Origin of the sequence: Thiohalocapsa halophila, assembly GCF_016583825.1 — a bacterium.
GTDB lineage: Bacteria > Pseudomonadota > Gammaproteobacteria > Chromatiales > Chromatiaceae > Thiohalocapsa > Thiohalocapsa halophila.
Genome location: NZ_NRRV01000029.1, coordinates 16,560 through 38,966, shown reverse-complemented (window position 1 = coordinate 38,966; position 22,407 = coordinate 16,560). Strand labels below are relative to the sequence as shown.

The following is a 22,407-nucleotide window of genomic DNA, read 5'->3' as shown; positions in this document are numbered from 1 at the left end:
CGTACTCTCATCCCACATCCCGATCCAAGGTCTCCAACAAGCAGGCCTTGGTGATGACGCCCTTGTACCGATTCTGCTCGTCCACCACCGGTACCCCGCAGGTGGTGGCGGCGACGGTGCCGAGCAGGTCGCTGACCGGCGTGTCCGCCGGCAGGGCCGGTACGTCGTCGAGAAAGGCGTGGTGGAGCTTGGGCTCGGCTTGGCGCAGCTCCCGTTGGAGCGACTCCAGGGACACGACGCCGTGGAAGTGCTGGCCCCTGTCCACGACGTAGCCGAACTCCCGGTCGTGCTCGCGCAGGCGGTTCAGTGCCGCGCGGATGCCGTCGTCCTGGCGCTCGATCACCGTCACCTGGGTGCGCCGGGCGATGTCGCCGGCCTTGAACACCGTGGCTACGTCGACGCCGCGGAAGAAGGAGCGCACATAGTCGTCGGCGGGGTTGTTCAGGATGTCGTCCGGGGTGCCCACCTGCACGACGCGCCCGCCTTCCATGATGGCGATGCGGTCGCCGATGCGCATGGCCTCGTCAAGGTCGTGGGAGATGAACACGACGGTGCGCTCGCTGTTCTCCTGGAGCTTGAGCAGCTCGTCCTGCATCTCGCTGCGGATCAGCGGGTCCAGTGCCGAGAAGGCCTCGTCCATGAGCATGACCGATGGGTCGTTGGCCAGCGCCCGCGCCAGGCCCACCCGCTGCTGCATGCCGCCGGAGAGCTCGTCGGGGTAGCTGTCGGCGTGGGCTTTGAGGCCGACTTGCTCCAGCGCGGTGATGGCACGCTCTTCGCGCTCCGCGGCGGCGATGCCGGCAAGCTCCAGGCCGAAGGCGGCATTCTCGCCGACGGTGAGATGCGGCATGAGGGCGAAGGATTGGAAGACCATGCTCATGTCGCGGCGCCGCAGCTCCATGAGCTCGTCGTCGCTCATGGCGGCGATGTCGCGGCCGTCGACGATGACCTTGCCGGCGCTTGGCTCGATGAGCCGGTTCAGCAGGCGCACCAGCGTGGATTTGCCGGAGCCCGAGAGGCCCATGATGACGAAGATCTCGCCCTGTTGGATCGAGAAGCTCGCGTCCGAGACGCCGACGGTTTGGCCCGTGCGCTCGAAGATCTTGTCTTTGTCGACGCCCTGCTCCAGTAGGCGCAATGCTTCCTGCGGGTGCTCGCCGAAGACCTTGTACAGGTGCTCGACGACGACTTTGTCAGTCATAGCGTTTGCTCGCATCCGGTACGGCGGGGATGCGCTCCGGTTGATGGCGGCGCCAGCGTGCGGCAGGGCGAGTGCGTCGGGAGCCTTGCAGGTTGCCGCCGACGCGGCGTGTCCGATGCTGCCCGTAGGGCCGGGGACTCGGCCACGGGCCAGGTGGGAAATGGTTAGGGTTCTAAATAGAGCCCAAGGCTAAGGTGCCTCGGTGGCGCTGTCAAACCCGCCGGGGTGGCACCGGGGTGGCAGGAGACGGGCTGGGGCTTGACTCGATCCGCGAAGCAGGCCGAGGGCCGGGGCCTGCCACAGGCATGTCCCCGGCCCGCAGCCCTCAGCCCTCAGCCCTCTCCTAGAAGTAGTAGCCGAAGTTGATGTTGAGCCGGTAGTTCCAGTGGTCGTTGGCGTTCACGCCGAAGTCACCCGCGCCGTCGATGGGCGAGAAGATGTTGGTGAAGGTCTCGGCCGTGCCGTCCTTGGTCTCGGTGCCCACGAAGAAGTTGCCGTCCGAGATGGCCAGGTCCGTGTAGATGTACCAGCCCCCGCGAGCCCAGGCAGCGCCGAGTGTCACCAACTGGCTGTCGTTGAAGTCGCTGTCCTGCTTGACGACGTTGCTGTACTCCACGTACGGGCGCACCGAGTCCAGCCAGGGGATCTGGTTGGTCTCATAGAGATAGCTCAGAGACACCGCCGGAATCCAGGCATCGGTCGCAACCGGCCACGCGAAGTCGAAGGCCCCCATGGGTACCAGCTCGTCGGTGTTGAGGAAGTCGTTGTCGTCGACGTCGATCTTGTAACGCGTTACTTGGGTCGCGAGCAGCCAGTTCTTCCAGCTGTTCTTCATATGAACGGACGCAGCCCAGTGCTCACCGTCATCCACGCGCCGCCCTTCGAGCTGGCCCCACTGCAGCGAGGTGCCGATCTCGGTGGGTACGGCGATGTCGTCGAGGCTGTAGATGGCGCGGAAGTTGAGCTGGTTGCGCTCCTCCCAGCCGTTGGGCGTGCCGCCGTAGTTGACGGTGCCGTCCGGGTCGACGGACGTGGTCCAGGGGACGATGTCGTAGTCGTAGCGCGCGCTGTCCAGGCTGGTGCCGCGGCCGTTCCACTGGGCCCGGTTGTAGTAGGCGAAGTCCAGACTCCAGTCGCCGATGCTGGTGATGTACTTGATACCGAGGTCCATGTCGTCGGCGAGGCCCAGGTAGTAGTGCTGATCGAAGAACCAGCTCTGGGAGACGCCATAGGGTCCTGGACCGAAGGGGACTCGGTTCTGGCCGACCTGAATCTGGCTGCCGTCGTCGAAGTCCCAGCCGAGCCAGCCGGTATGCAGAAAGTTGTAGCCGTTGTACCAGCGGTATTCCAGCTTGCCGACCAGGCTCTCGTACTTGAGATCCATGTTGATGCGGAAGGTCTCCAGCTCGAAGTCGCCGCCGTTACCGCCGCGCGAGGGCCCGTTGCCGCGACCTGGGTAGGTCCCGAGCACATAGTTCGCGCGCAGCGCGCCGCCGATCGTCAGCGGTCCGAAGGTGATCTTGTCGGCGGGCGCCGGGCCTTCGTCGGCGAGCTGCTCTTCTGCCGCCGCGGCCTGCTGGTAGGCCTCTTCGGTTTCCTCTTTGGCGTCGATGAGCTCCTGGCGGGCGTCGTCCAGCTCGGCCTCGAGCTCGGCGATGCGCCGCTCCAGCGCGGCGGTGCTCGCCGCGCTGATGCCGGGGGCCGCCAGCAGCGGCAGCACGGCGGCGATGGAAAGGGCGAGGGTGCTGCGCTGGGCGCGCGTTGGGCGGCGATCACTGGCCGCGGGGATGCTATGGAGGTTGGAAGACATAAGGCACCTGCTGTCGGTGATTTTCCTGTCGCAAGTTGGCGACGAATGTAAGCTTTTCGCCACTGCGAGCTTAAACATACACCTAATGTAGCGAGGCCGCAACGTTCGTTGTTTCGTGGATACATTTCCCTGTGGCAGACATCTCGGTGGGCCGCGGCGGCTCTTGCGCTGGGCCGTCGCGCCGGGCTCGTGATGACGGGGCAGCCGCAGCCCTTCGCGGCCGTGCCGATGACCCGATCTAGGCCGGTGTCTGTGGTCGAGGTGTCTGGTGGCGAACGGGGGGGTTACCTGCGACCGGATGCAGGGTCTGCGCCGTCGGCGTGTCGCTGCCGGCGGGTATACCATGGCGTCCTCGTCGCGCTTTCACGATTGCCCCGATGGACGATCACCAGATTACCGCCACCGTCGCCGTGCTCCGTGCCATGGACGAGCTCACGGCGAGCTATTGGCAGCTGTTACTGGCTGCTTTGGGGCTGTTCGTGCTCTGGCGGATCGGCTGCCGCGTGGTGGGCGAGCGTCCCTTGTTCGATCACTTTCCGCGCATCACCGCGGCGCTGGACGTGGTGGTGCTGCCGTTCAGCTGGGTTGTTGCGGGAGCCCTACTCCGGGTCGCTAACCGGGTGGTGGGGCTGCCGGCGTTGGATCAGTCCATCAAGTGGCTGACCGCGCTCACGGCTTACCTGGCGGGCGGGTGGGCGGTGGCGCGCTTCATCGAGGTGCAGCTGCTGCTGCGTGCCGAGGCGCGACAGCGCGACCGCGTGCCCCAGCTCATCATCGGCCTCATCTATATCCTGTTGATGTTGGTGGGGCTGGGCGTGTTCATGCGCCAGCAGGGCTATTCGCTCTCGGGTGTCTGGCTCTCCACCGGTGTTGCAGCGGCATTGCTCGGTCTCGCCCTGCAGCGGACCTTGGGGGATCTCTTCTCGGGTATCGCCATGGGTGTCGAGCGGCCCTTCCGCATCGGCGATTGGCTGGAGCTGGGCGATGGCCGTGTCGGCGAGGTGGTAGACATGAACTGGCGCTCCACCCGGCTGCGCGGCTGGGACAATGCAACACTGGTAGTACCCAACTCCAATCTCGCCAGTCAGAGCTTCAAGAATCTGCACGGCGAGAGCCATGTCTACGCGCCCTGGTATTTCGTCAAGCTGCCGGCGGAGGTGGATCCGCGCTACGCCACCGAGCTGCTGCTGCAGGCGGCCATGCGCTGCGACAGCGTGCTCAAGCTGCCGCCGCCGGTGGTGCGGCTCGCCGAGGGGGGCAGCCTCCCCTACAGCTATATGGTCTGGGTGCACCTGCGCCAGTACCCCGCCATGTTCCGTGCCCGCGAAGAGCTGTTTCGAGAGATCCACAAAGCCTTGCATGAGTCCGGCATCGAGGTAGCGCCAGAGGTACAGGAGATGCGCACCCGCCGCGCGCAGATCACCAGCGCGGAGCCGCCGACGCTGGCGCTGGCGCTCAAGTCTATGGAGCTCGCCGCCGAGCTCACCGAGGAGGAGCTAGCGCAGCTCGCGGCTCGCAGCGAATACCGGCACTTCAACGCCGGCCAAGTGCTGCTGGCCGAGGGGGCCGTCAGTGACGCGGTTTACGTCATCGCCGGCGGGCTGGCGGACAGCAGTGTGCTGCTGCCGGATGGCACCCGCAAAGAGCTGGAGACCCTGGGGCCCGGCAGCTACTTCGGGCTCACGGCCATGCTCACCACGGAGCCGAGCTTCGAGGAGTTCATTGCCCGCAGCGATGTCACCCTCATCCGCGTCGATCTGGACTGTCTGCGCGCCATTGTGGATGCCAGGCCGGAGCTCAAAGACAAGCTCGTGGAGCTGGTGAAGCAGCGCTGGGATCTCGCCGAGGCCGCGCGCGCGCAGAGCCGCCGACGCACGCGGCGCCTGAGCATGCGCGACATCCGTTTGGGCCTGGAGCGCCGGCTCTACAACGCGCGCCTGCCGCGGTCTTGATGTGACGCCGCCACAACAGCGCCCGTGGGAGCGGCCTCTGGCCGCGATCGCTGCCCTGTGGGAGCGGCATCCCTGCCGCGATCCGCGCCGTGAAGGCGAGCATCGCGGCAGGGATGCCGCTCCCACGGAAGACGCGCGCCGTTGTCGTTGCCGCCCGCTTGCAATCCAGCGCCGGTGCAGGTGTCATCACGGCGCAAATCAACCAACGGAGATAGACGACATGCTTCAGCTGTATCGCCGCGCTTCGACCCGGGCCGTGCTCATGGCTCCAGCACTGGCCCTCGCGCTAGCCGCCGGCCCGGCCATTGCCGGCTGGACCATGGATCCGGCGCGCTCGCACTTGAGCTTCGTGTCCATCAAGGCCAAGGACGTGGGTGAGGTGAACACGTTCAAGGAAATGACCGGCGCCATCACCGACGACGGTCAGGTCACGGTGTCCATGTTCCTGGACAGCGTCGAGACCTTGATCCCGATTCGCAACGAGCGGATGCGCGAGTTCTTGTTCGAGACCACCAACTACAAGGACGCCACCCTCACGGCGAAGGTGGAGCCTGCCATCATCGCCGAGATGCAGCCGGGTCAGATCCAGCAGATCACCGCCGAAGGCAACCTGTCCCTGCATGGCGAGACCCAGCCCATGATCATCAGCATGCAGGCCGCGAAGCTCGATGACGGCACCGTGATGGTGGCCAGCACCAAGCCGCTGATCGTCGATGCCGCCAAATTCGGGCTCAGCGACGGTGTGGAGAAGCTGCGTGAGATCGCGGGGCTTGCGAGCATCAGCCACGCGGTGCCGGTGACCTTCCTGATGACCTTTGTCGCTGGGGAGTAGCACGCGAGGGACGGCGAACGGCTCTGCGCAGTACAGGGCCGTCCCCTTATTGCCCTGGTGCTTGCCAGCGACTATTGGTGCTGTCCATTAGGACAGCGCCGACGCGACTGGCCGGCGGCGCGGTAGCGCCAGCCGGTCTGCCGCGCGGGCATGGCGCTGTCGCGGTTGGCGCGCTCTCATCCCTCTCTACCTCTGCCCTCAACGGGCTGCGGCCGCCAGGCGCGCGCGCTGCTGGCCGAGGGCTCGACGCAGCGCGCAGTTGCGCCGCATGCACCAGCGTACATAAAGCATCAGGCCGCCGGCACTGATCGCAAACACCAGCGCCGTGCCGGCGATCTGCATGGTGGCGCTCAGCGCCATCAAGTTGAAGGTGGCCCACGCCGGGAAGGACACCAGCATGGCGAGGGCGAGCGCGAAGCCAAACGGCCACAGCGCCCGGCAGTCTTTGCAGTGGTTCATGGGGTGCAGTCACTCGGGGTTGTTCAATGCTTCCGTGCGGCAGAGGCAAGCAGCATCGCAGCCGGACAAAAGCTCGTCAACCCCGGTGTATTACGGTTTTTGATTGAAAGCATTGCCTGCGTGGCGCGACGGCGGCCTGGACGCCGTCAGTCGCGGCTAGAGGTCGCTCCCACGGCGCTAGTCGTCACTCGGCGATGGGCGCGAACAGCTCGTCGATGTCCGCGGCGGTGAAGCCGGGCGCGCCCTCGCCGTCGCCCTCGCGGTAGATGCCCTCCGCCAGCGCCTGCTTCTTCTGCTGCATGGCCAAAATCTTCTCCTCCACCGTCTGCTCCGTCAGCAGCTTGTAGACGAACACGGGCTTGTCCTGGCCGATGCGGTGGGCGCGGTCGGCGGCCTGGGCCTCCACCGCGGGGTTCCACCAGGGGTCGTAGAGGATGACGGTGTCGGCCTCGGTGAGGTTCAGCCCGAGCCCGCCGGCCTTCAGGCTGATCAGGAACAGGTCCACGTCGCCGCCGCGGAAGCGCTCGATGACCTCGTCGCGCTTCTTGGTGCGCCCGGTGAGCTTGGCGTAGCGGATGTCCCGGCGTTCCAGCTCCGGCTCGATGAGCTTGAGCATGCTGGTGAACTGGCTGAACAACAGGATGCGCCGGCCCTCGTCCAGCTGCTCCGGCAGTAGGTCCATCAACAGCTCCAGCTTGGCGGAGTGCTTGACGCGCCGCGCCGCCGGCAGGTCCAAGAGCCGCGGGTCGCAGCAGGTCTGGCGCAGCTTCAGCAGGGCATCGAGTATGGTGATGCGGCTGCGCGCCATGCCCTGGGTGGCGATGGCCTCGCGCACCCGCTGCTCCATGGACAGGCGAATGCCCTCGTACAGGGACGCCTGCGCCTCGCCCAGCGCCACGCTGCGCACGATCTCCGTCTTCGGCGGCAGCTCCGTCAGCACGTCCTGCTTGCGCCGGCGCAGCAGGAAGGGCGCCACGCGCCGGGCCAGGCGCTCGCGGCGCTCGGCGTCGCCGTGCTGCTCGATGGGTGTGCGCCAGTGGCGCTTGAAGCGCTGCTGATCGCCGAGGAAGCCCGGCAGCAGGAAGTCGAACAGGGCCCAGAGCTCGCCCAGGTGGTTCTCCATGGGCGTGCCGGTCAGGCACAGCCGGTGACGGGTGTCGAGCTGGCGCACCACCTGCGCGGCCTGGGCGCGCGGGTTCTTGATGGTCTGGGCCTCGTCCAGGATCACCAGGTGGAAGGGCACCTGGCAGAGGCGCTCGCGGTCCCGCGGCAGCAGCGGATAGGTGGTGAGCACGAGGTCGTGCTCGCCAACGGCGTCGAAGTGCTGGTGGCGGTCGTTGCCGTGCAGCACCAGCACGCGCAGGTCCGGCGTGAAGCGCTGCGCCTCGCGGCGCCAGTTGCCGATGAGGCTGGTGGGGGCCACCACCAGCGCCGGGCGGTCCAGGCGGCCGGCTTGTTTCTCCAGCAGCACATGGGCCAGGGTCTGGATGGTCTTGCCGAGGCCCATGTCGTCGGCGAGGATGCCGCCGAGGTCGAAGCCGCGCAGGAACTGGAGCCAGCTCAGGCCGTGCTGCTGGTAGGCGCGCAGCTCGATGGTGAGCCCCGCCGGCGGCGCCACCGGCGGGATGCTGGAGAGGTCCTTCAGCTGCTTGGCCAGGTCCCGCAGCCGCCGCCCGCCGGACAGCGCGATGCCGCGGGCGGCGAGGTCGTCCAGCGCCGGGGCGTCGAAGCGCGACAGGCGCAGCTCGCCGTCGCCCGCCGGCGGCTCGTCGCCGAAGAGCTCCCGCAGCGTCTCCAGCACCGGGCGGATGCGCTCGCCGGGCAGGTCCACATAGCGCTGCTCGGCGTCGGCGCCGTCGCCTTCCCGCGGCGGGATGGGCACGCTCACCACCGCCGGCAGCTCCGCGTCCGGCCCCAGCGCCAGAAGCGGCGCGACAATGGGCACCAGCGGCAGGCGGCGCTCGTCCACCTGCAGGTCGAAGCGCAGTCCGAACCAGTCGTTGCCGGGGGCGTCCTCGGTGTCCTCGATGGCGGCCTCCCAGTCGCCGGTCTCGAAGCGCAGCCGAAAGCTCTCGTCGAAGGCGATCTGCCAGCCCTGGTCTTCCAGCGCGCCGAGGCCGTCGCGCAGCAGCGCCGACCACTGGGCGGCGCGGGTCAGCGTATCCTGGCCGGCGGCCGCCAGATGCAGCGGGCCGCGGGCCGGCTGGCCTTGATCCATCGGCGCGAAGCCCTGCGCCGCCAGCGTGTCCACGGCGGCGGCCTCGGCGGCCGGGTCTCGGGTCACGTCCACCAGGCCGCTGTCGGTGTCGATGACGCTGTGCGACTCCGCCGGGCGGGCCAGCACCTGGTGGCCGGCGTAGTCGAAGCTCAGATACAGTCGATGCGCATCGGCGCCGCCGCGGCCGCCGTGCAGCCTCAGGCAGGGCACGGCGGGGGCGTCGGGAATCTGCGTTAGCGTCACCGGTGTGGGCGTCGGCAGCGGGAGGTCCGGGAACTCCTTCAGCAGCAGCCGCGAGACGCCCTCGGCGCGCTCCTGCGGCAGCCGCGGCGCGCGTCTGAGCTCCTTGAGCTGCGCCGTGCGCAGGCCGTGGGTTTGGAGGTCCCCCGCGGTGTGGCGCAGCGGGTCCAGGTAGCTCGGCGGGTCCGTCAGCAGGACCTCCGCCACCGGCCCGCCGGCGGGGGCTTCGGCACCGTCGCCGACGCCGAAGCTGAGGTTCAGGAAGCCGTCGGCGTCCTCCTGCCAGCTGATGATCAGGGGCCGCGGCTCGGCCTGGGTCAACGCCGGGTCGTCCTGCTGCTGCCAGTGGCAGCGGCCGGTGGCCACCATGCGCGCCAGCGCCAGGTGCCCGAGGGCGCCGGTGAGCACCGGCACCATGGGCCAGCTGCCGCTGCTGATGCCCCGCAGCAGCTTCAGGATCTCGGTGTCGCCCGGCTGCATGTAGTTGGGCTCGCTGTGACTCTCTGCCAGATTGCCGAGCACCAGCGGGCGGCCCTTGGACAGGCGCCCGCTGGTCTTGAGCGGGCGCACGATCCGCAGCTCCACCTCCACGCCGCGGGTGGCCGGCTTCAGCAGGTAGACCAGGCGCTCCTGGCCCGCGGGCTCGGTCTCCCGACCGGCGGCGGCGACGCGGGTGAGCCAGCCCTTGGCCAGATCGCTGTCGGCGCCGTGCAGCACCCGCTCCGGCGCCGCGACGAGCTCCAGCAGCGCCGCCGCCACGTGCTTGCAGTTGTAGCCCACCGGGCAGTCGCAGTCGCCGTCCAGGGATGCGCCGTAGGGCTCCCAGCGGATGGCGATGGTCTGGCGGTAGACCTGGCCCTCGCTGCCCAGCACCTGGGCGCGCAGGCGCACGCCGTGCTCGTCTGCGCGCACGGGCTCGACGGTCAGCACCCGGCCCTGCTCGAAATAGCCGAGGCCGCGGGTGTAGTAGGTTGAGCCGACATAGGCACGGATGTCGGCACGAGAAAGGCGGGTTTGGTCGGACATGCTCCGGGGGCGTCCGGCGAGTACAACCCACCAAGCTTACGCAAACGACGCCGGTATCGAAACCCGGCTGGATAGATTCGCCCTCCGCCGGGCTCATCCTTGGCTTTGCGACCCGATGGGTCAGTCCCGATCTGCGCGTGCTCGGGGCCCGCCGATGGCTCGTGGCTCTTGGTGGCAAGAACGGGCGGTTGGGGTATGCGCTCGGGTCGGGGTGCGCTAGCCTCCGGGCAGGCTCGATCTGTCCTCCGTTAAGCTATGCTCGATCTCACACCCCTTGCCAAAGCGCTGGCCGCTCTCGACCGCGGCCTCGCGCGCTGGACTGCCACGCCAAGCGACGAGGAGTTGCGGGACGCCTGCATCCAGCGGTTCGAATTTACCTACGAGCTGTCCTGGAAGATGCTCAAGCGCCGTCTCCAGATGGACCTGCCGGATGCGCAGGCCGTTGATGCCATGACGTGGCGGACGCTGCTGCGCACGGGTGCGGAGCAAGGGCTGGTGGACAACCTGGACGCCTGGATGCTGTATCGCGAGAAGCGCAACATCACGTCGCATACCTACGACGCTGCCAAAGCGGCGGAAGTCGCGGCCGTCATCCCGCAGTTCGCGGCCGACGCCCATGCGCTCCATGACCGGCTGGCGGCCCGCGGCGGCGGCGATGCTTGACCTCACCGCCGACCAGCTTGCCATGGTGCGCACGCTGCTGGCGCGGCGTCTGCCCCAACGGGAGGTGCGGGCCTTCGGCTCGCGGGTGACGGGCCGCGCCTGGCGCTATTCGGATTTGGATCTAGTGGTGATGGGCGATCCGCCGGTGGCGGACCTGACGCTTGCCCATTTGCGGGCGGATTTCGAGGAGAGCGATCTGCCCTTTCGGGTGGATGTGATAGAGCAGCGGGATCTGCCGGCGGGATGGCCGAGTGCGAGGGGCGCGGATACCGTTGTGATTCGCTCGCCCAGTGAGCATGGTCGCGAGGCGCTTGGCTGAAGGTCCTTAGTCGGCAGGGATCTTGACAGTATTCCGGGTAGGCTGACCAAGGCCCAGCCCCAGGCCCCAGACCCGGGTCCGCGCCCGACGTCCCTGTGCGCGCCGGCGAGTCCGTCGCCCGGCCCCGGGCGCCGTGATCAGGCCGTTCGGTTGCCCACGGCCACAAACCAGAGGGCCAGCAGGAGCAGCACGGCCTGGAATTCCATGCCTCCCATCGGGTGGCTGTCGCTGGGCACGAAGCTCCATTGACCCCAGTGCACCATCACGATGGCGCCGAGCAGGACGGGCATCGCGGCCACGCCGGCGAGGCGGGTGATCCAGTCGCGGCGCAGCAGCGGGCCGGCGAGCACGCCGACTCCGGCGGCGATCTCGGCAAAGGTGACGAGCCAGGCCGCTGCGAGCGGCAAGCCCATCATCTGCGCAAAGCCGGCGACGTTAACGAGCTTGTCGACGCCGTGGAACAGAAACACCGATGCAAAGGCGATGCGCGGGAGCCAATGGGCGTGGCCTGCGGCCAGCGCCTTGAGGCTCTCCTGCCCGCTGCGGCTGGATGCGTGGTGACGGGTGTCGGCGGTGATGGCGGTCATGATAGGTCTCCTGTACGGATCGAGGTTGGTATCGCTGACACCCGCTAAGACCCGTTTCTAGCCCGGCTTCTTTCGCGGCCGCGAGCCGTATCGCCGTCCTTCAGACGCCGGGCGCACTGGAGACGCTCAGAGCTCCTTGCAGGATTTCAGCACCACCGGCTGCTGGGTGCGGCCGCTGCGGCTGCCCTGGGCCTCCATGGTCTTGACGACGTCCATGCCGTCGACGACCTTGCCGAAGACGACGTGCTTGCCGTCCAGCCAGGGGGTGGCGGCGACGGTAATGAAGAACTGGGAGCCGTTGGTATCCGCTCCCGCATTGGCCATGGACAGCAGGCCGGGCTCGGTGTGCTTAAGCTGGAAGTTCTCGTCCGGGAAGGTGTCGCCGTAGATGGACTTGCCGCCGGTGCCGTTGCCGTTGGTGAAGTCGCCGCCCTGGATCATGAAACCGGGAATGATGCGGTGGAAGGGCGTCCCGGCATAGGCCATGTCCTGGCCCTGCTCGCCGGTGCAGAGCACACGGAAGTTCTCCGCGGTCTTGGGTGTGACGTCTTCGAACAGCTCCAGCTCCAGGGTCCCGGCGGGCTCGTCGCCGATGCTGACACTCAGCTCGACGCGGGGATTCTCGGCGGCGGCGCTGCCGACAACGCCCAGAACGGCGCCCAATGCGGCGGCGATGGCGAGGCGGCGGGTGGTAATGGCGTGCATGCTTGGGCAGCTCCTGGCATCTGCGTGAATGGTATTGCCGGCAGGGGCCTGCGCGGCGCCGCGCATTGTAGCGGGCCGGCAGCGCTGCGCTACCCGCCTTCGACGCCTGTGCGCCAGCGGGTTAGAATCCGCCCCGAGTCCTGGGGCCGACCGCAGCCGATGCTGCTGCTAGCCCCGATGCGCAGCACAGCCTTCTCCCAACGGGCTCTTCGCCCCGGAGCCTTAGTAGCATGGCCACCGAGACCGACACACAGCCGAGCTCGTTCGCCCTGAAGCAATGGCAGTTTTATCTGCTCACGTTCATCAGCGCCGCGGCGCTGGGGCTGGTGTTCGTCACCACAACGCTGTCGGCGAGCATCGGCAGCATGCGCAACCAGCTCGACGAGCGCCAGCAGTTCATCAACGACAGCATCGTGCTGAGCAAGCTGAACGTCCAGCTGGCGCAGGTGCTCGCCAATCTCGCCGTTGCCACCGGTGACGAAGAGCTCAAGCGCGTGCTCTGGGACAATGGCATCACTTTCAGCACCCGGGCCCCCGCAGGCAACAACAAGGCGAGGCTGACCCCGGGTAGCACCGCCGGCGGCGGCCTCGGCGAGGCCGGTGACGGCGCAGGGGATTGAGCATGGCCACCACCGCAACCGAAGCCGGCCACACGGCTGCCTCAAAGCGCAGCGCCAAGCGCTCGCGCCTGCGCGAGCGCCTCGCCGGCGACAAGCCCACCAGCGCGTTTCTGCCCATTCTGCTGGTGACCTGCGCCATCACCGGGCTGCTGCTGATCCAGGCCGCCCAGCTTTACGCCGACCGCAGCCAGCTCGCGGAGCTGCGCGCCAGCCAGCGCCCGGCGTACAAAGAGGCCCAGCGGCTCCAGTCGCAGTTGGAGGGGGTGGCCGCGGATACCGCGGTGCTCGCCGAGCAGGGCAATGCCAATGCCAAGCTCATCATCGAGGCCCTGCGCTCGCGCGGCATCAACATCGACCCGACCAAGCGCTGAGCCGGATGCGGGCCGCACGGGCCGCAGCACTGCGCGCACCGATGGCAGGCGCGCGGGCCTCGCCCCCTGCGCGCGCGTCGCAGCGGGCCGAGACTCAACCGCGAGCCTGATCCCCCGCCATGGCTGCGTCCCGCTCGGCGGGACTCGCATAGCCCGGCAGATCCGGGGGCGGCGGTAGCCGCTCGGCGACGCCGTCGGGCACCTCGCCGCGGCCCGCTTGGTAGAGCGCACCCGACTCCAGCATGATCAGCGTCATCACGGTCAGCAGCAGCGGTACGACGCCGATGCGTGCCCAGATGGCGGCGCCCATATCCTGGGAGGCCGCCTTGCTGCGCTCCATGGCCTGCATAGCCGGCGGCAGCTCGGCGATGCGCGCCTCGAAGGCCGCGGTGTCGCCGTCGCAACCGACAAAGGCCAGGCTCACCACGCCGGCACTCAGAACATAGGCCGCCAGCAGCAGCCGCCAGCGCCGGGCGCTGAGCTGCCAGTGCGCAGCGGCGAACCAGGTCCCCTGCGCCTTCGCCCGTGCGGCGCGCACCCAGCTGAGCACCATGACCGCCAGCGACGCCACCAGGGGCACCGCCACCGCCAGCCACTTGAGCCTGTGGATGAGGGAATCCGGCTCTGCCATGGAGCCCGCCAGCAGTGCCACGCCGATAAGCAGGTTGAACAGCAGCAGGTTGATCATGGCCAGCTCGTGCGGTGCCTTGCCGCGGCGGCGCTCGACCTCGTCGACGGCGTAAAACATGGGCGCTGGACTCCGGCTGTATCCTGGTCGGGCATTGTCGGTGACCGCCCGGCGTCTGGGCAACCTGGCGGTCCATCGGTCTTGCCGCGCCAAGCGGGGCGGCAACATACTGCGCTCGGGGAGGGCATCCGCATTAATCAGTGCGTGCACAGAGTCGGGGGCAGTGATGACAGACGCCATCCTGGTGGGCAAGGGCGAGCGGCCAGTGCTGATCCGCCCGGATATGGCCAATCGCCACGGGCTGGTGGCGGGCGCCACGGGCACGGGCAAGACGGTGACCCTGCAGCGTTTGGCCGAGCGCTTCAGCCGCCGCGGCGTGCCCGTATTCGTGGCGGACGTGAAAGGCGACCTCGCCGGCATCAGCCAGGCCGGCGGCGACAGCGACAAGGTGGCCGAGCGCGTGGCGGCGCTGGACCTGGCGCGCAGCGAGGGCTTCGCCTACGCCCCGTGCCCGGTCACTTGCTGGGACCTCTTCGGCGAGCAAGGCCACCCGGTGCGCACCACCATCAGCGAAATGGGCCCGCTGCTGCTCGCGCGCCTGCTGGAGCTGAACGACGTTCAGGAGGGCGTGCTCAATATCTGCTTCCGCGTCGCCGACGACAACGGCCTGCTGCTGCTGGACCTGAAGGACCTGCGCGCCATGTTGAATCACGTGGCGGAGAACGCGGCGGCGCTGCGCACCACCTTCGGCAATGTATCGTCGGCCTCCGTCGGCGCCATCCAGCGCCGGCTGCTGACCCTGGAGACCCAGGGCGGCGACCGGCTGTTCGGCGAGCCGGCCCTGGACTTGCAGGACCTGATGCGGCGCGATGCCGCCGGCCACGGCATGGTCAACGTGCTGGCGGCGGACAAGCTGATCCGCAGCCCGCAGCTCTACGCCACCTTCCTGCTCTGGCTGCTGTCGGAGCTCTTCGAGCAGCTGCCGGAGCTGGGTGACCCGGACCAGCCGGTGCTGGTGTTCTTCTTCGACGAGGCGCACCTGCTCTTCGACGGTGCCCCGGACGTGCTCGTCGACACGGTGGAGCAGGTGGTGCGGCTGATCCGCTCCAAGGGCGTCGGCGTCTATTTCGTGACCCAGAATCCGATGGATGTGCCGGATCGCGTGCTGGGACAGCTCGGCAACCGGGTGCAGCATGCGCTGCGCGCCTACACACCGCGGGATCAAAAGGCCGTGCGTGTGGCGGCGCAGACCTTCCGCCAGAATCCGGACCTTGACACCGAGGCCGCGATCACGGCGCTGGGCGTGGGTGAGGCCCTGGCCTCTACGCTGGACGCCGAGGGCATTCCCGGCGTCGTGGAGCGCATCAAGGTGGCGCCGCCCGGCAGCCGCCTCGGGCCCATCACCGTCGCGGAGCGCCAAGCATTGTTGGCCGCATCGCCGGTGGCCGGCGTCTACGAGCAGACGCTGGATCGCGACTCCGCATACGAGACCTTGAAGCTGATGGCCGAGCAAGCGGCGCGCGCGGCCGAGGCCGCCGCCGAGCCGCCGCCACCAGTGCGCCGCAGCCGGCCCGGCGCCACCCCGCAAACACCGCTGGAGGCCTTTGCGGTGAGCGCCATGCGCTCCCTCGGCACCCAGCTCGGTCGGCAACTGGCGCGGGGCAAGCTCGGCTCCCTGTTCGGCGGGCCGCGGCGGCGCTGAGACGCAAAGTGAAGAGCGCGCGCAGCGGTCGATTTCACCAGGGCACTGCCCTTCCTCTCTGCGCCTTTGCGTCTCCGCGCGAGCTATTTTTCTCCCGGTCAGGATGGGGGCGGCTTCGAAAACGGCAGGGTGCGATGGAGTCGGGTGGCGTCGATGCGCCGGTCGATGTGATCCACCAGCTGCGCGTAGGCCGCGCTGGAGGGGGTGCCGATGGTGCGCAACAGCACCGCCTCCTGCATGCCCTCGGGCAGGCCCGCGGGGCTCGGCATGATGTCCGCCTCGGTGAGCCCGGCGCGGGCCATGCGGCGCAGGTGACGGGCGCTGTCTGCGGAGTCCGTGGCCAGCTCCGCCAGGCGGATGCCGGCGCGGTTGGCGAGCATGTCGGCAAAGCTGAAGCCGCTGCCGCCGTCGGCGTCCGAGAGCTCCTTGGCCAGCCCGACCAGGTGTGAGAGCGCGCTGCCGCCCTTGGCCGCGGTGGCTGCGGAGATGCTGAAGTGCTGGGCCAGGTCGTGGCGCCCGCGCAGCACCACGGTGCGCGGCTCCGGCGCCGGACCGGTGGTGGGCACCGGCAGCCGGCGGCGGTTGACATAGGCGGCGAGCACCAGCAGCGCGGCGCCGTTATCCGCCACCGGGTCGGGCTGGCCGTCGCGCCCGAGGACGCCGCTGGGCTCCGCCAGCAGCCCCGAGAGTAGCGGCGCCAGCTGGAGCGCGCCGGCCCGGTGCTGGCGGGCGACGATGGCGGCGAGCTGGGCCTGGCGCACCTTGAGCCGGCGTTGCTCGTCATCGTCCAGCAGGGCGGCAACCTTGGCATCGGCCCGCAGACGGTAGATCACCTCCACCTGGTCGGCGTCGAAGTCCACCCGCAGGAGCTCGCCGGCGGCCGCGACCTCGTCCAGGCCTCGTCGCAGTACCCGGTCCACCAGGCCGGCCGGGAGGGGGAGGCCGCCGACGCGGGCGGCGGCGACCGCAGGGATGCCGGCGGTCTCGCGCAGCTCGACGTGGAAGTTGGCATAGCCCAGGTCTCGGCCCAAGGGGAAGCTCGCCCGCAGCGCCGCGCCGCCGCGGGCGGGCTTGAGTCGGGCGTGACCGCCGACGCGGCGCGCGGCGAAGTCCACCATGGCGTTCAGCTTGGGCGGCGTCAGACGGGCGGATTTGACGCCTGGGTTATCCAGGTCCGTGCCGCGCACCAGGTGGGCGAAGTCCCGCAGCTCCGTGGCCGCCAGGTCGGCGGTTCCAGTGACCGAGGGCGTCGGCTCCAAGATCAGCAGCACCGCGGCTAGGCCGCCGACGGCGGCTAGCGTGAGCAGCGCGAGGAGTGTGGAGAGGAGCCGGATCATGGCTGGCGCTATCCTGTTCGGCCACTGCCGAGCGACTCGGCGCTGCAACCGTAGGCTGTGGAGCGCAGCGCGGCTGTACATGTGGCCCGGCCAAAGGCCCGGGCCGTAGGTCTGGCGTCGCATCCGCGCGTCAGCCGGCTGTGCAGGTGCCGCGGCAGCCCGGGCCTTGGCATCGAGGCCGAGCACCGGGCCTGTCCTGCGCTGGCCTGGAGCTTCGGTCTGCGGCACACTGGCGGGCGCTGCATCCGCCCGGGTGCCGCCCAGGAAGGCATCCTAGCTGGCAACACACTGCCTGAAGCCTGATTGCACATGCGCACAGTTTCGCCCGAAAGCCACCAGGAACGGGAGACTGCGGACCATCGCCCTCGCGACGACCAGCCCGGTGGCGCGCAGCCGACTCCCTTCGACGGCGTGCGCGCCCGCGGCGCGGTGGATTACCTGCTGCGCACCCAGCAGCAGAACCAGGTCCAGCTCATTCTGCTGGCAGACCAGAAGGCCAACATCGTGCTGACGCTGGCGTTGTTGATGATCACGGTCTCCGGCGGCTCTCTGCTCGACGGCAGTCCGCATCCGGTGGTCATGGTGCTGTTGTCCGGGGCGCTGCTTGCGGCCTTGCTCGCCATCCTGGTGCTGATTCCGAACCTGCGCAATCTCCGCCAGTCGCGGCAGTGGCCGAGACGTCGCAGGAACCTGCTGTTCTTCGGTCATGCCGCAGCGCTGGACGCGGACGACTTCCGTGCGGAAATAGCAAGGGTGCTCGCGGCCGATAGCTACGTGTACGACGCCATTGCCGCCGACCTACACGCCAGTGCACGGGTGCTGCACCGCAAGTACCTGTGGCTGCGCCGCAGCTACCTGGTGCTGCTCGTCACCCTGGTAGCCACCGGGGTGCTGGCACTGACCCTGTTGCTCGCACAGGGCGGACTGCTCGCTGCGCTGACCGTGGACGGGCAGTCACCTGCGACGAGCGCTGCGGATGCGAGTGGCGGTTAGGCGGACCTTGCTGCGCAGTCTTGAGGTGTGTGCCGGTGGCCGGCCGAAGCCTGCGTCGTAGATTGGCCCCGGCGCTGCGCGACGCAGCGCCTGGGTCGGGGGCCGGCGCGGTTGCGGTCCTACTGATCGCCGCTGCCGGTGGCCACCTGCTCGCGGGTGGTGACGACGATCTCGACGCGCCGGTTCTGGCTGCGGCCGGCGGCCGTGGCATTGCTGGCGATGGGGCGGTCCGGCCCCACGCCCTCGGCGGCGAGACGCGCGGGATCCACCCCGCGCTCGACCAGCGCATCCATCACGGCCTCGGCCCGCTGCTGAGACAGTGACTGGTTGATGGCGCGGCTGCCGACGCTGTCGGTGTGCCCCTCGACGCGGGCCGTGAGCTCCGGGCGCTCGGCCAGCAGCTCGGCGGTGCGATCCAGGTCGGGCAGCTCGCCGGCGGGCAGGGCGGCACTGCCGCTGGCGAAGCGCAGTCGATCGCCGCCGAGGTTGACGACGATGCCCGCGTCGGTGACCTCGCCGCCGAGCGCCGCCGCCGTGTCGGTCAGGGCCTCGGCTCGCGCCGCCGTATCCCGGGCGTCGGCCAGGGCCTCTTCGGTGGCCAGGACCTCGCCGCGGGTCTCGCCGAGCTGCTCCCGGGTCTCCGCCAGGCGCTCGTTCAGGCGTGCGATCTCTTCGTCCGCTGCGGCCTTGGCGGCGTCGCGCTGCGCGCGCACCACCTCCAGCTGCTGGCGCAGGGCTTCGCTTTCCTGGGCCTGGCGGGCATCGCCCGCGGCAATGCGCGCTTGCAGGGCCTCCAGCGCCTCGGCGTGCTCTTCTTCCAGGGCGGCGACGCGCGCCTGCGCCGCTGCGACCATGCCGTCGCGCTGCGAGCGCACCACGTCGAGCTGCTGCTCCAGCGCGTGCCGGTTCTGGTCCAGGCGCGCCTTGATGGCGGCAACGCGGTCTTCCAACGACTCGACGGCGTCATAGTGCTCGTCGGCGGGGATGCGCGCCGCCGCCTGCGTTTGGGCGCTGTTGCGCTGCTCGCGCACCACCTCCAGCTGCTGATGCAGGGCCTGGGTCTGCTGCGCGAGGCGGGCGCCCATGGCGTTTAGGTCGCGCTCGGCGGTATCCAGGGCATCGTAGTACGCGTCCGCCGGGACGCGCGAGGTCAGCTGGTCCCTGGCGCCGTCACGCTGGGCGCGCACCACCTCTAACTGCTGATGCAGGGCCTTGGTCTGCTGGCGCAGGCGGGCGCCCATGGCGATCAGCTGTTCCTCGGCGGTGTCGAGGGCGTCGTAGTACTCGTCCTTCGGGATGCCCGCCACCGCTGTCGGCTCGGCGGCGCCCGTCGCGTCCGCTTCGGTCGGCGTATCGGCTGCGGCATCGCGCTGCGCACGCACCACCTCCAGCTGCTGGCGCAGGGCCTCGGTTTGCTGGTCGAGACGTGCGCCCATGGCGGCGAGCTGGCCTTCGACCGCGTCCAGCGCGCCGTAGTGCTCGTCGTCAGGCACACTGTCGTCGACCCGCACTGCCAGCTTGTCCCGCTGCGCGCGCACCACTTCCAGTTGTTGATTCAGTGCCCGAGTTTGCTGATTGATCCGGGCGCCCATGGCCGCGAGCTGACCCTCGGCGGCGTCCAGCGCGTCATAGTGCTCATCGGCGGGCACCAAATCGACCATGCTTCCCTCGGCCTCGTCGCGCTGCCCGCGCACGACCTGCAGCTGCTCGGAGAGGGCGTGCGTCTGCTGGTCAAGTCGCGCCTCGATAGCGTTGATCTGACGCTCGGCAGCGGCCAAGGCCGCGGCATGCTGCTCTTCGGCGACGCGCTCCTCGACTTCGGCTCGGGCGACGTCGCGCTGGCCGCGGACCACGTCAAGCTGCTGGTCGAGCGCCGTGCGCTGCTGGTCGATGCGGGCCTGCATGGCCGTGAGCCGCGTCTCCTTGGCGTCCATGGCGTCGGCGTGCTCGTCGCGCAGTGCCTCGGCGACGGCGTCGCGCTGCTCGCGCACCACCTCGAGCTGCTGCGCCAGTGCCGTGGTTTCTTGATCGAGCCGTGCCTGCATGGCGACGATGCGGCCTTCAGCGGCATCCAGGGCCTCGGCGGTGGTCGCAGCGTCCGTGAGAGCCTCGGTCTTGGCCGCGAGCTCGTCGCGGAGCGTCTCCACCTCGGTGGCGAGCGCCTCGGCGTGGGCTTCCAGCTCGTCGCTGTCCGTCGCCACCGCGGCGGTCTCGGCATCCATGGCAGCGCTGTCGGCGCTGGCGGTCGCCTCGCCGCTGGTCTCGCCGCTGGTCTCGCCGCTGTTATCGGCGGGGGTCTGTGCGGCAGTGGTTGCCGTCTCTTCCGTGGTCGCGGGCTGCGGCTCGTCGCCGGGCTCGGCTGGCGTCTCTGCCGGCGTCGCCTCTGCGGGGGCAGCCTGCGCGAGCGGTGCGGCCCCTGTGGCTGCCTTCACCTGCAGAATCCGGGGCTGGGTGCGCTCGGCCTGGAGCTCGGCGCGTAGGCTCTGGAGCTTGCCGCTCACGTCGGCCAGTAGCACCTCGATCTCGGCCACCGACATGTCGTCTACGGACAGGGCGCCCGCCGCGGCGGCTTGCCGCGGCAGCCAGGGCTGCCAGCGTCGCCATCCCTGCCATTTTGGTGTGGTATCCGCGTCCGCAGCGCCGGCCGGCGTTGCGGCCCCGGAGAACACCGAGGCCAAGGCCCGCTCCACACCCAGGGCGGCGTCCACGTCGGTTGCGGACGCCAGACCCTTGGCTTCTTCGGCGGACAGGCCCGCCGGCGGCTGCCACCAGCGCCAGAGGCCCTGCCACTTCGGCAGCGGTGCTGCGTCCGAGGCGAGCTCGGGGCTCGGCTTGGTCGGATTGGCGAAGGCGGCTGCGAAGGTGTCCGTGCCGCCCAGAACGGCGAGCATGGACGCGGTTCGGGCGCTGGGCGTCGGCAGGGCTTCGGCGTGCGGCGCTGCGGGCGTGTCGCCGGGGCCGTCGGCTGCCGCGACGGCTGGTGCTGCGGCCGTTGGCTCGGCATCTGCGTCGGGCGCCGGGGCTGCCTCTGCGTCGGTCGCCGCGGTCTCGGCCTGTTCCTGCTCCGCTTCGGCGGCCGCGAGCATCTCGACAAAGGCCTGGCGCTCTTCCACCGAGGCCGGTCCCACGCCTTCGGGGGCGAGCGCGATCCGGATGGTGCCGCCCTCCGTGGGGTCCGGCGACAGACGGCCCGGCAGCACCCCCTTCAGGGACGGATAGTCGCTGAGCATGGACTCGCCGTAGAGGGGCTTGTAGGTGCCTTTGTGGCAGGTGGCGCAGGCGGCCTTCGGCGCGTCGCCTTTGGGCCCGAGGCGATGCGCCGGATACAGCGGCTGCAGCGGCTCCAGGTGCGCGTTGTTCATGTCACGGACCATGCGGATGCCGTGCCAGGCCGTCACCCGTTGCGGCGTGCTCTCTTCCCACAGGCCCATGGCGCGCGTCTGGTGGCAGTAGGTGCAGTTCACGCCCAGGGACTGGGACATGTACATCATCAAGGAGTAGGTGTACTCCGCCTGCTTGGTGGACTGGCGGTTGCCGTAGGGCAGCAGCTCCGTGCCCTGCACGCGGACGTCGGTGTCGCCCAACAGGAAGGGTGTCATTGGATCGAAGGGCAGCGAGGAGAAGCCGCTGTTGGCCACGCCGGCCAGATTTTGATCGCCCTTCCAGCCGCTGATGCGGGCGGAGGGGCGAGGCGGCTCCGGCTTTTCGAACCAGATGTCGGACGGCACCGGCTCGCCACGGTGGCAGGTCCAGCAGGTGACGCCGGTCTTGGCGACGTGGCTCTCCCAATTGGCGTTGATATCGCGCGTCATCTTGAGCATCTGCCGCGACACCTGCTTGGTGTACTTGCTGTCGTCCGCCAGATCCTCGGCGTTGTGGCAGTAAGCGCAACCCTCGTCGGGGGCGATCCAGGTGGTCATGGCGTTCATCAGTCGCGCGAACTCCAGCGCGTTCAGGTCGGTCAAGACCTGCACGTTCTGGTGCACTTCCGTGGCCATCGGGAAGCTCGGGTCGTAGGGATCGCTCGGCTCTGGCTCCGGGATGGCGTTGATGCCTTCGAGCTCCGACACGTTGGCCGGATTGTAGACTTGGATCATGGAGTTGCCGCGGTAGCCCCATTGCACGCTGTCGGTGGGCTGCTTACAGCTGGTCAGCAGCACCATGCCGCAGGCGAGACCGGCGGTGAGCAATCCTCGCGCCATGAGCCGATGCCTTGGTCTGTTGTGTCGAGCCGTCGCCGGAGCGGCGGCTCTGTGAGCGGATTCGATGAGCAATGCTGGACGGGCAGCCGGGCCTGCAGGACGCCGCATTTGGAAGCCTCCGATGGTCGGTCGCGCCCGAGGGCGCGCGTTCGGCGGGTGTGTTGGGTATGGCAGCCGGGCGCCCGCCTACGCCCTTTCTGAGCAACACCGACGGATCGGTGTCGCCAATGCAGGGCAGTACGCCCCGCAATTGCAGCGGCCCTGTCTTCTAGCGCAGGCCCGCTGACTGCTCAGGCACTCGAAACAACGCCCTTTCCGGGCCAATGCCGAATGCCTTGTCGGATTTTGCATGAATGGCCAATCTTCAGGCCCTGAGCTGAGCCTAGCCTGACGTTGATTATTGTCAATGCATATGAATGCCGAGCTGATGTAGGGCAGCCTTGTCTCTGCTCGCGGCTGTCTTGGCTAGAGTGCCGACTGCG

General features: G+C 69.1%; 17 protein-coding genes. 8 read left to right on the top strand and 9 right to left on the bottom strand.

The features are described 5' to 3' along the window. Positions 1-7: 7 nt before the first annotated feature. Entirely contained in the window at positions 8-1,201 is a 1,194-nt protein-coding gene (gene proV, locus CKO31_RS13210) for a glycine betaine/L-proline ABC transporter ATP-binding protein ProV (protein WP_200238173.1), read from the bottom strand. Between the two features lie 343 nt (positions 1,202-1,544). Further along, positions 1,545-3,011, bottom strand: a complete 1,467-nt coding sequence (locus CKO31_RS13205) for a mediator of RNA polymerase II transcription subunit 21 (protein WP_200238170.1) — start codon at positions 3,009-3,011, stop codon at positions 1,545-1,547. Positions 3,012-3,388: 377 nt separating this feature from the next. Between CKO31_RS13205 and CKO31_RS13200 the strand changes: the two genes are divergently transcribed. Both CKO31_RS13200 and CKO31_RS13195 read left to right on the top strand, forming a co-directional pair. Then, on the top strand, positions 3,389-4,963 hold the full coding sequence (locus CKO31_RS13200) for a mechanosensitive ion channel family protein (protein ID WP_242475351.1): 1,575 nt from the start codon (positions 3,389-3,391) through the stop codon (positions 4,961-4,963). A gap of 220 nt (positions 4,964-5,183) precedes the next feature. Beyond that, the gene (locus CKO31_RS13195) at positions 5,184-5,795 is read left to right on the top strand and encodes a YceI family protein (protein ID WP_200238168.1); all 612 of its coding nucleotides are present in this window, start codon (positions 5,184-5,186) and stop codon (positions 5,793-5,795) included. A gap of 198 nt (positions 5,796-5,993) precedes the next feature. Here CKO31_RS13195 and CKO31_RS13190 read toward each other — a convergent pair whose 3' ends face one another. Both CKO31_RS13190 and CKO31_RS13185 read right to left on the bottom strand, forming a co-directional pair. After that, entirely contained in the window at positions 5,994-6,254 is a 261-nt protein-coding gene (locus CKO31_RS13190; RefSeq protein ID WP_200238166.1) for a hypothetical protein, read from the bottom strand. Between the two features lie 184 nt (positions 6,255-6,438). Continuing rightward, positions 6,439-9,738 carry a DEAD/DEAH box helicase gene (locus CKO31_RS13185; protein ID WP_200238164.1) on the bottom strand — a complete coding sequence of 1,100 codons (3,300 nt, stop codon included), beginning with the start codon at positions 9,736-9,738 and terminating at the stop codon, positions 6,439-6,441. A gap of 255 nt (positions 9,739-9,993) precedes the next feature. On the opposite strand from CKO31_RS13185, the gene CKO31_RS13180 reads away from it, so the two are divergent. Next, positions 9,994-10,401: a nucleotidyltransferase substrate binding protein gene (locus tag CKO31_RS13180; RefSeq protein WP_200238161.1), complete on the top strand. Its 408-nt coding sequence runs from the start codon at positions 9,994-9,996 to the stop codon at positions 10,399-10,401. Next, a complete protein-coding gene (locus CKO31_RS13175) occupies positions 10,394-10,720 on the top strand; it encodes a nucleotidyltransferase family protein (RefSeq protein WP_200238159.1) in 327 nt (108 codons plus the stop codon). The genes CKO31_RS13180 and CKO31_RS13175 overlap by 8 nt, the downstream gene beginning before the upstream one ends. A gap of 137 nt (positions 10,721-10,857) precedes the next feature. On the opposite strand, the gene CKO31_RS13170 is transcribed toward CKO31_RS13175, so the two are convergent. Together CKO31_RS13170 and CKO31_RS13165 are read right to left on the bottom strand one after the other, a co-directional pair. After that, the gene (locus tag CKO31_RS13170; RefSeq protein WP_200238155.1) at positions 10,858-11,307 is read right to left on the bottom strand and encodes a DoxX family protein; all 450 of its coding nucleotides are present in this window, start codon (positions 11,305-11,307) and stop codon (positions 10,858-10,860) included. A gap of 126 nt (positions 11,308-11,433) precedes the next feature. Next, positions 11,434-12,012: a peptidylprolyl isomerase gene (locus tag CKO31_RS13165; protein WP_200238152.1), complete on the bottom strand. Its 579-nt coding sequence runs from the start codon at positions 12,010-12,012 to the stop codon at positions 11,434-11,436. Between the two features lie 230 nt (positions 12,013-12,242). Between CKO31_RS13165 and CKO31_RS13160 the strand changes: the two genes are divergently transcribed. Next, positions 12,243-12,632: a hypothetical protein gene (locus CKO31_RS13160; RefSeq protein ID WP_200238149.1), complete on the top strand. Its 390-nt coding sequence runs from the start codon at positions 12,243-12,245 to the stop codon at positions 12,630-12,632. A 2-nt stretch (positions 12,633-12,634) separates the two neighbouring features. Beyond that, entirely contained in the window at positions 12,635-13,003 is a 369-nt protein-coding gene (locus CKO31_RS13155) for a hypothetical protein (RefSeq protein WP_200238147.1), read from the top strand. 94 nt (positions 13,004-13,097) lie between these two features. Here the strand turns inward: CKO31_RS13155 and CKO31_RS13150 are convergent, their stop codons facing one another. Beyond that, complete coding sequence (locus CKO31_RS13150) at positions 13,098-13,751, bottom strand: hypothetical protein (RefSeq protein ID WP_200238145.1); 654 nt, start codon at positions 13,749-13,751, stop codon at positions 13,098-13,100. 166 nt (positions 13,752-13,917) lie between these two features. Between CKO31_RS13150 and CKO31_RS13145 the strand changes: the two genes are divergently transcribed. Further along, a complete protein-coding gene (locus CKO31_RS13145; protein WP_200238142.1) occupies positions 13,918-15,393 on the top strand; it encodes a helicase HerA-like domain-containing protein in 1,476 nt (491 codons plus the stop codon). A 98-nt stretch (positions 15,394-15,491) separates the two neighbouring features. Here the strand turns inward: CKO31_RS13145 and CKO31_RS13140 are convergent, their stop codons facing one another. Further along, complete coding sequence (locus CKO31_RS13140) at positions 15,492-16,730, bottom strand: YfiM family lipoprotein (RefSeq protein ID WP_200238140.1); 1,239 nt, start codon at positions 16,728-16,730, stop codon at positions 15,492-15,494. Between the two features lie 309 nt (positions 16,731-17,039). On the opposite strand from CKO31_RS13140, the gene CKO31_RS13135 reads away from it, so the two are divergent. Further along, positions 17,040-17,723, top strand: a complete 684-nt coding sequence (locus CKO31_RS13135; protein WP_200238138.1) for a Pycsar system effector family protein — start codon at positions 17,040-17,042, stop codon at positions 17,721-17,723. Positions 17,724-17,842: 119 nt separating this feature from the next. Here CKO31_RS13135 and pufC read toward each other — a convergent pair whose 3' ends face one another. Next, positions 17,843-21,925, bottom strand: coding sequence for a photosynthetic reaction center cytochrome PufC (pufC, locus tag CKO31_RS27240; protein ID WP_274607751.1), 4,083 nt, complete (start codon positions 21,923-21,925; stop codon positions 17,843-17,845). Positions 21,926-22,407: the final 482 nt, after the last annotated feature.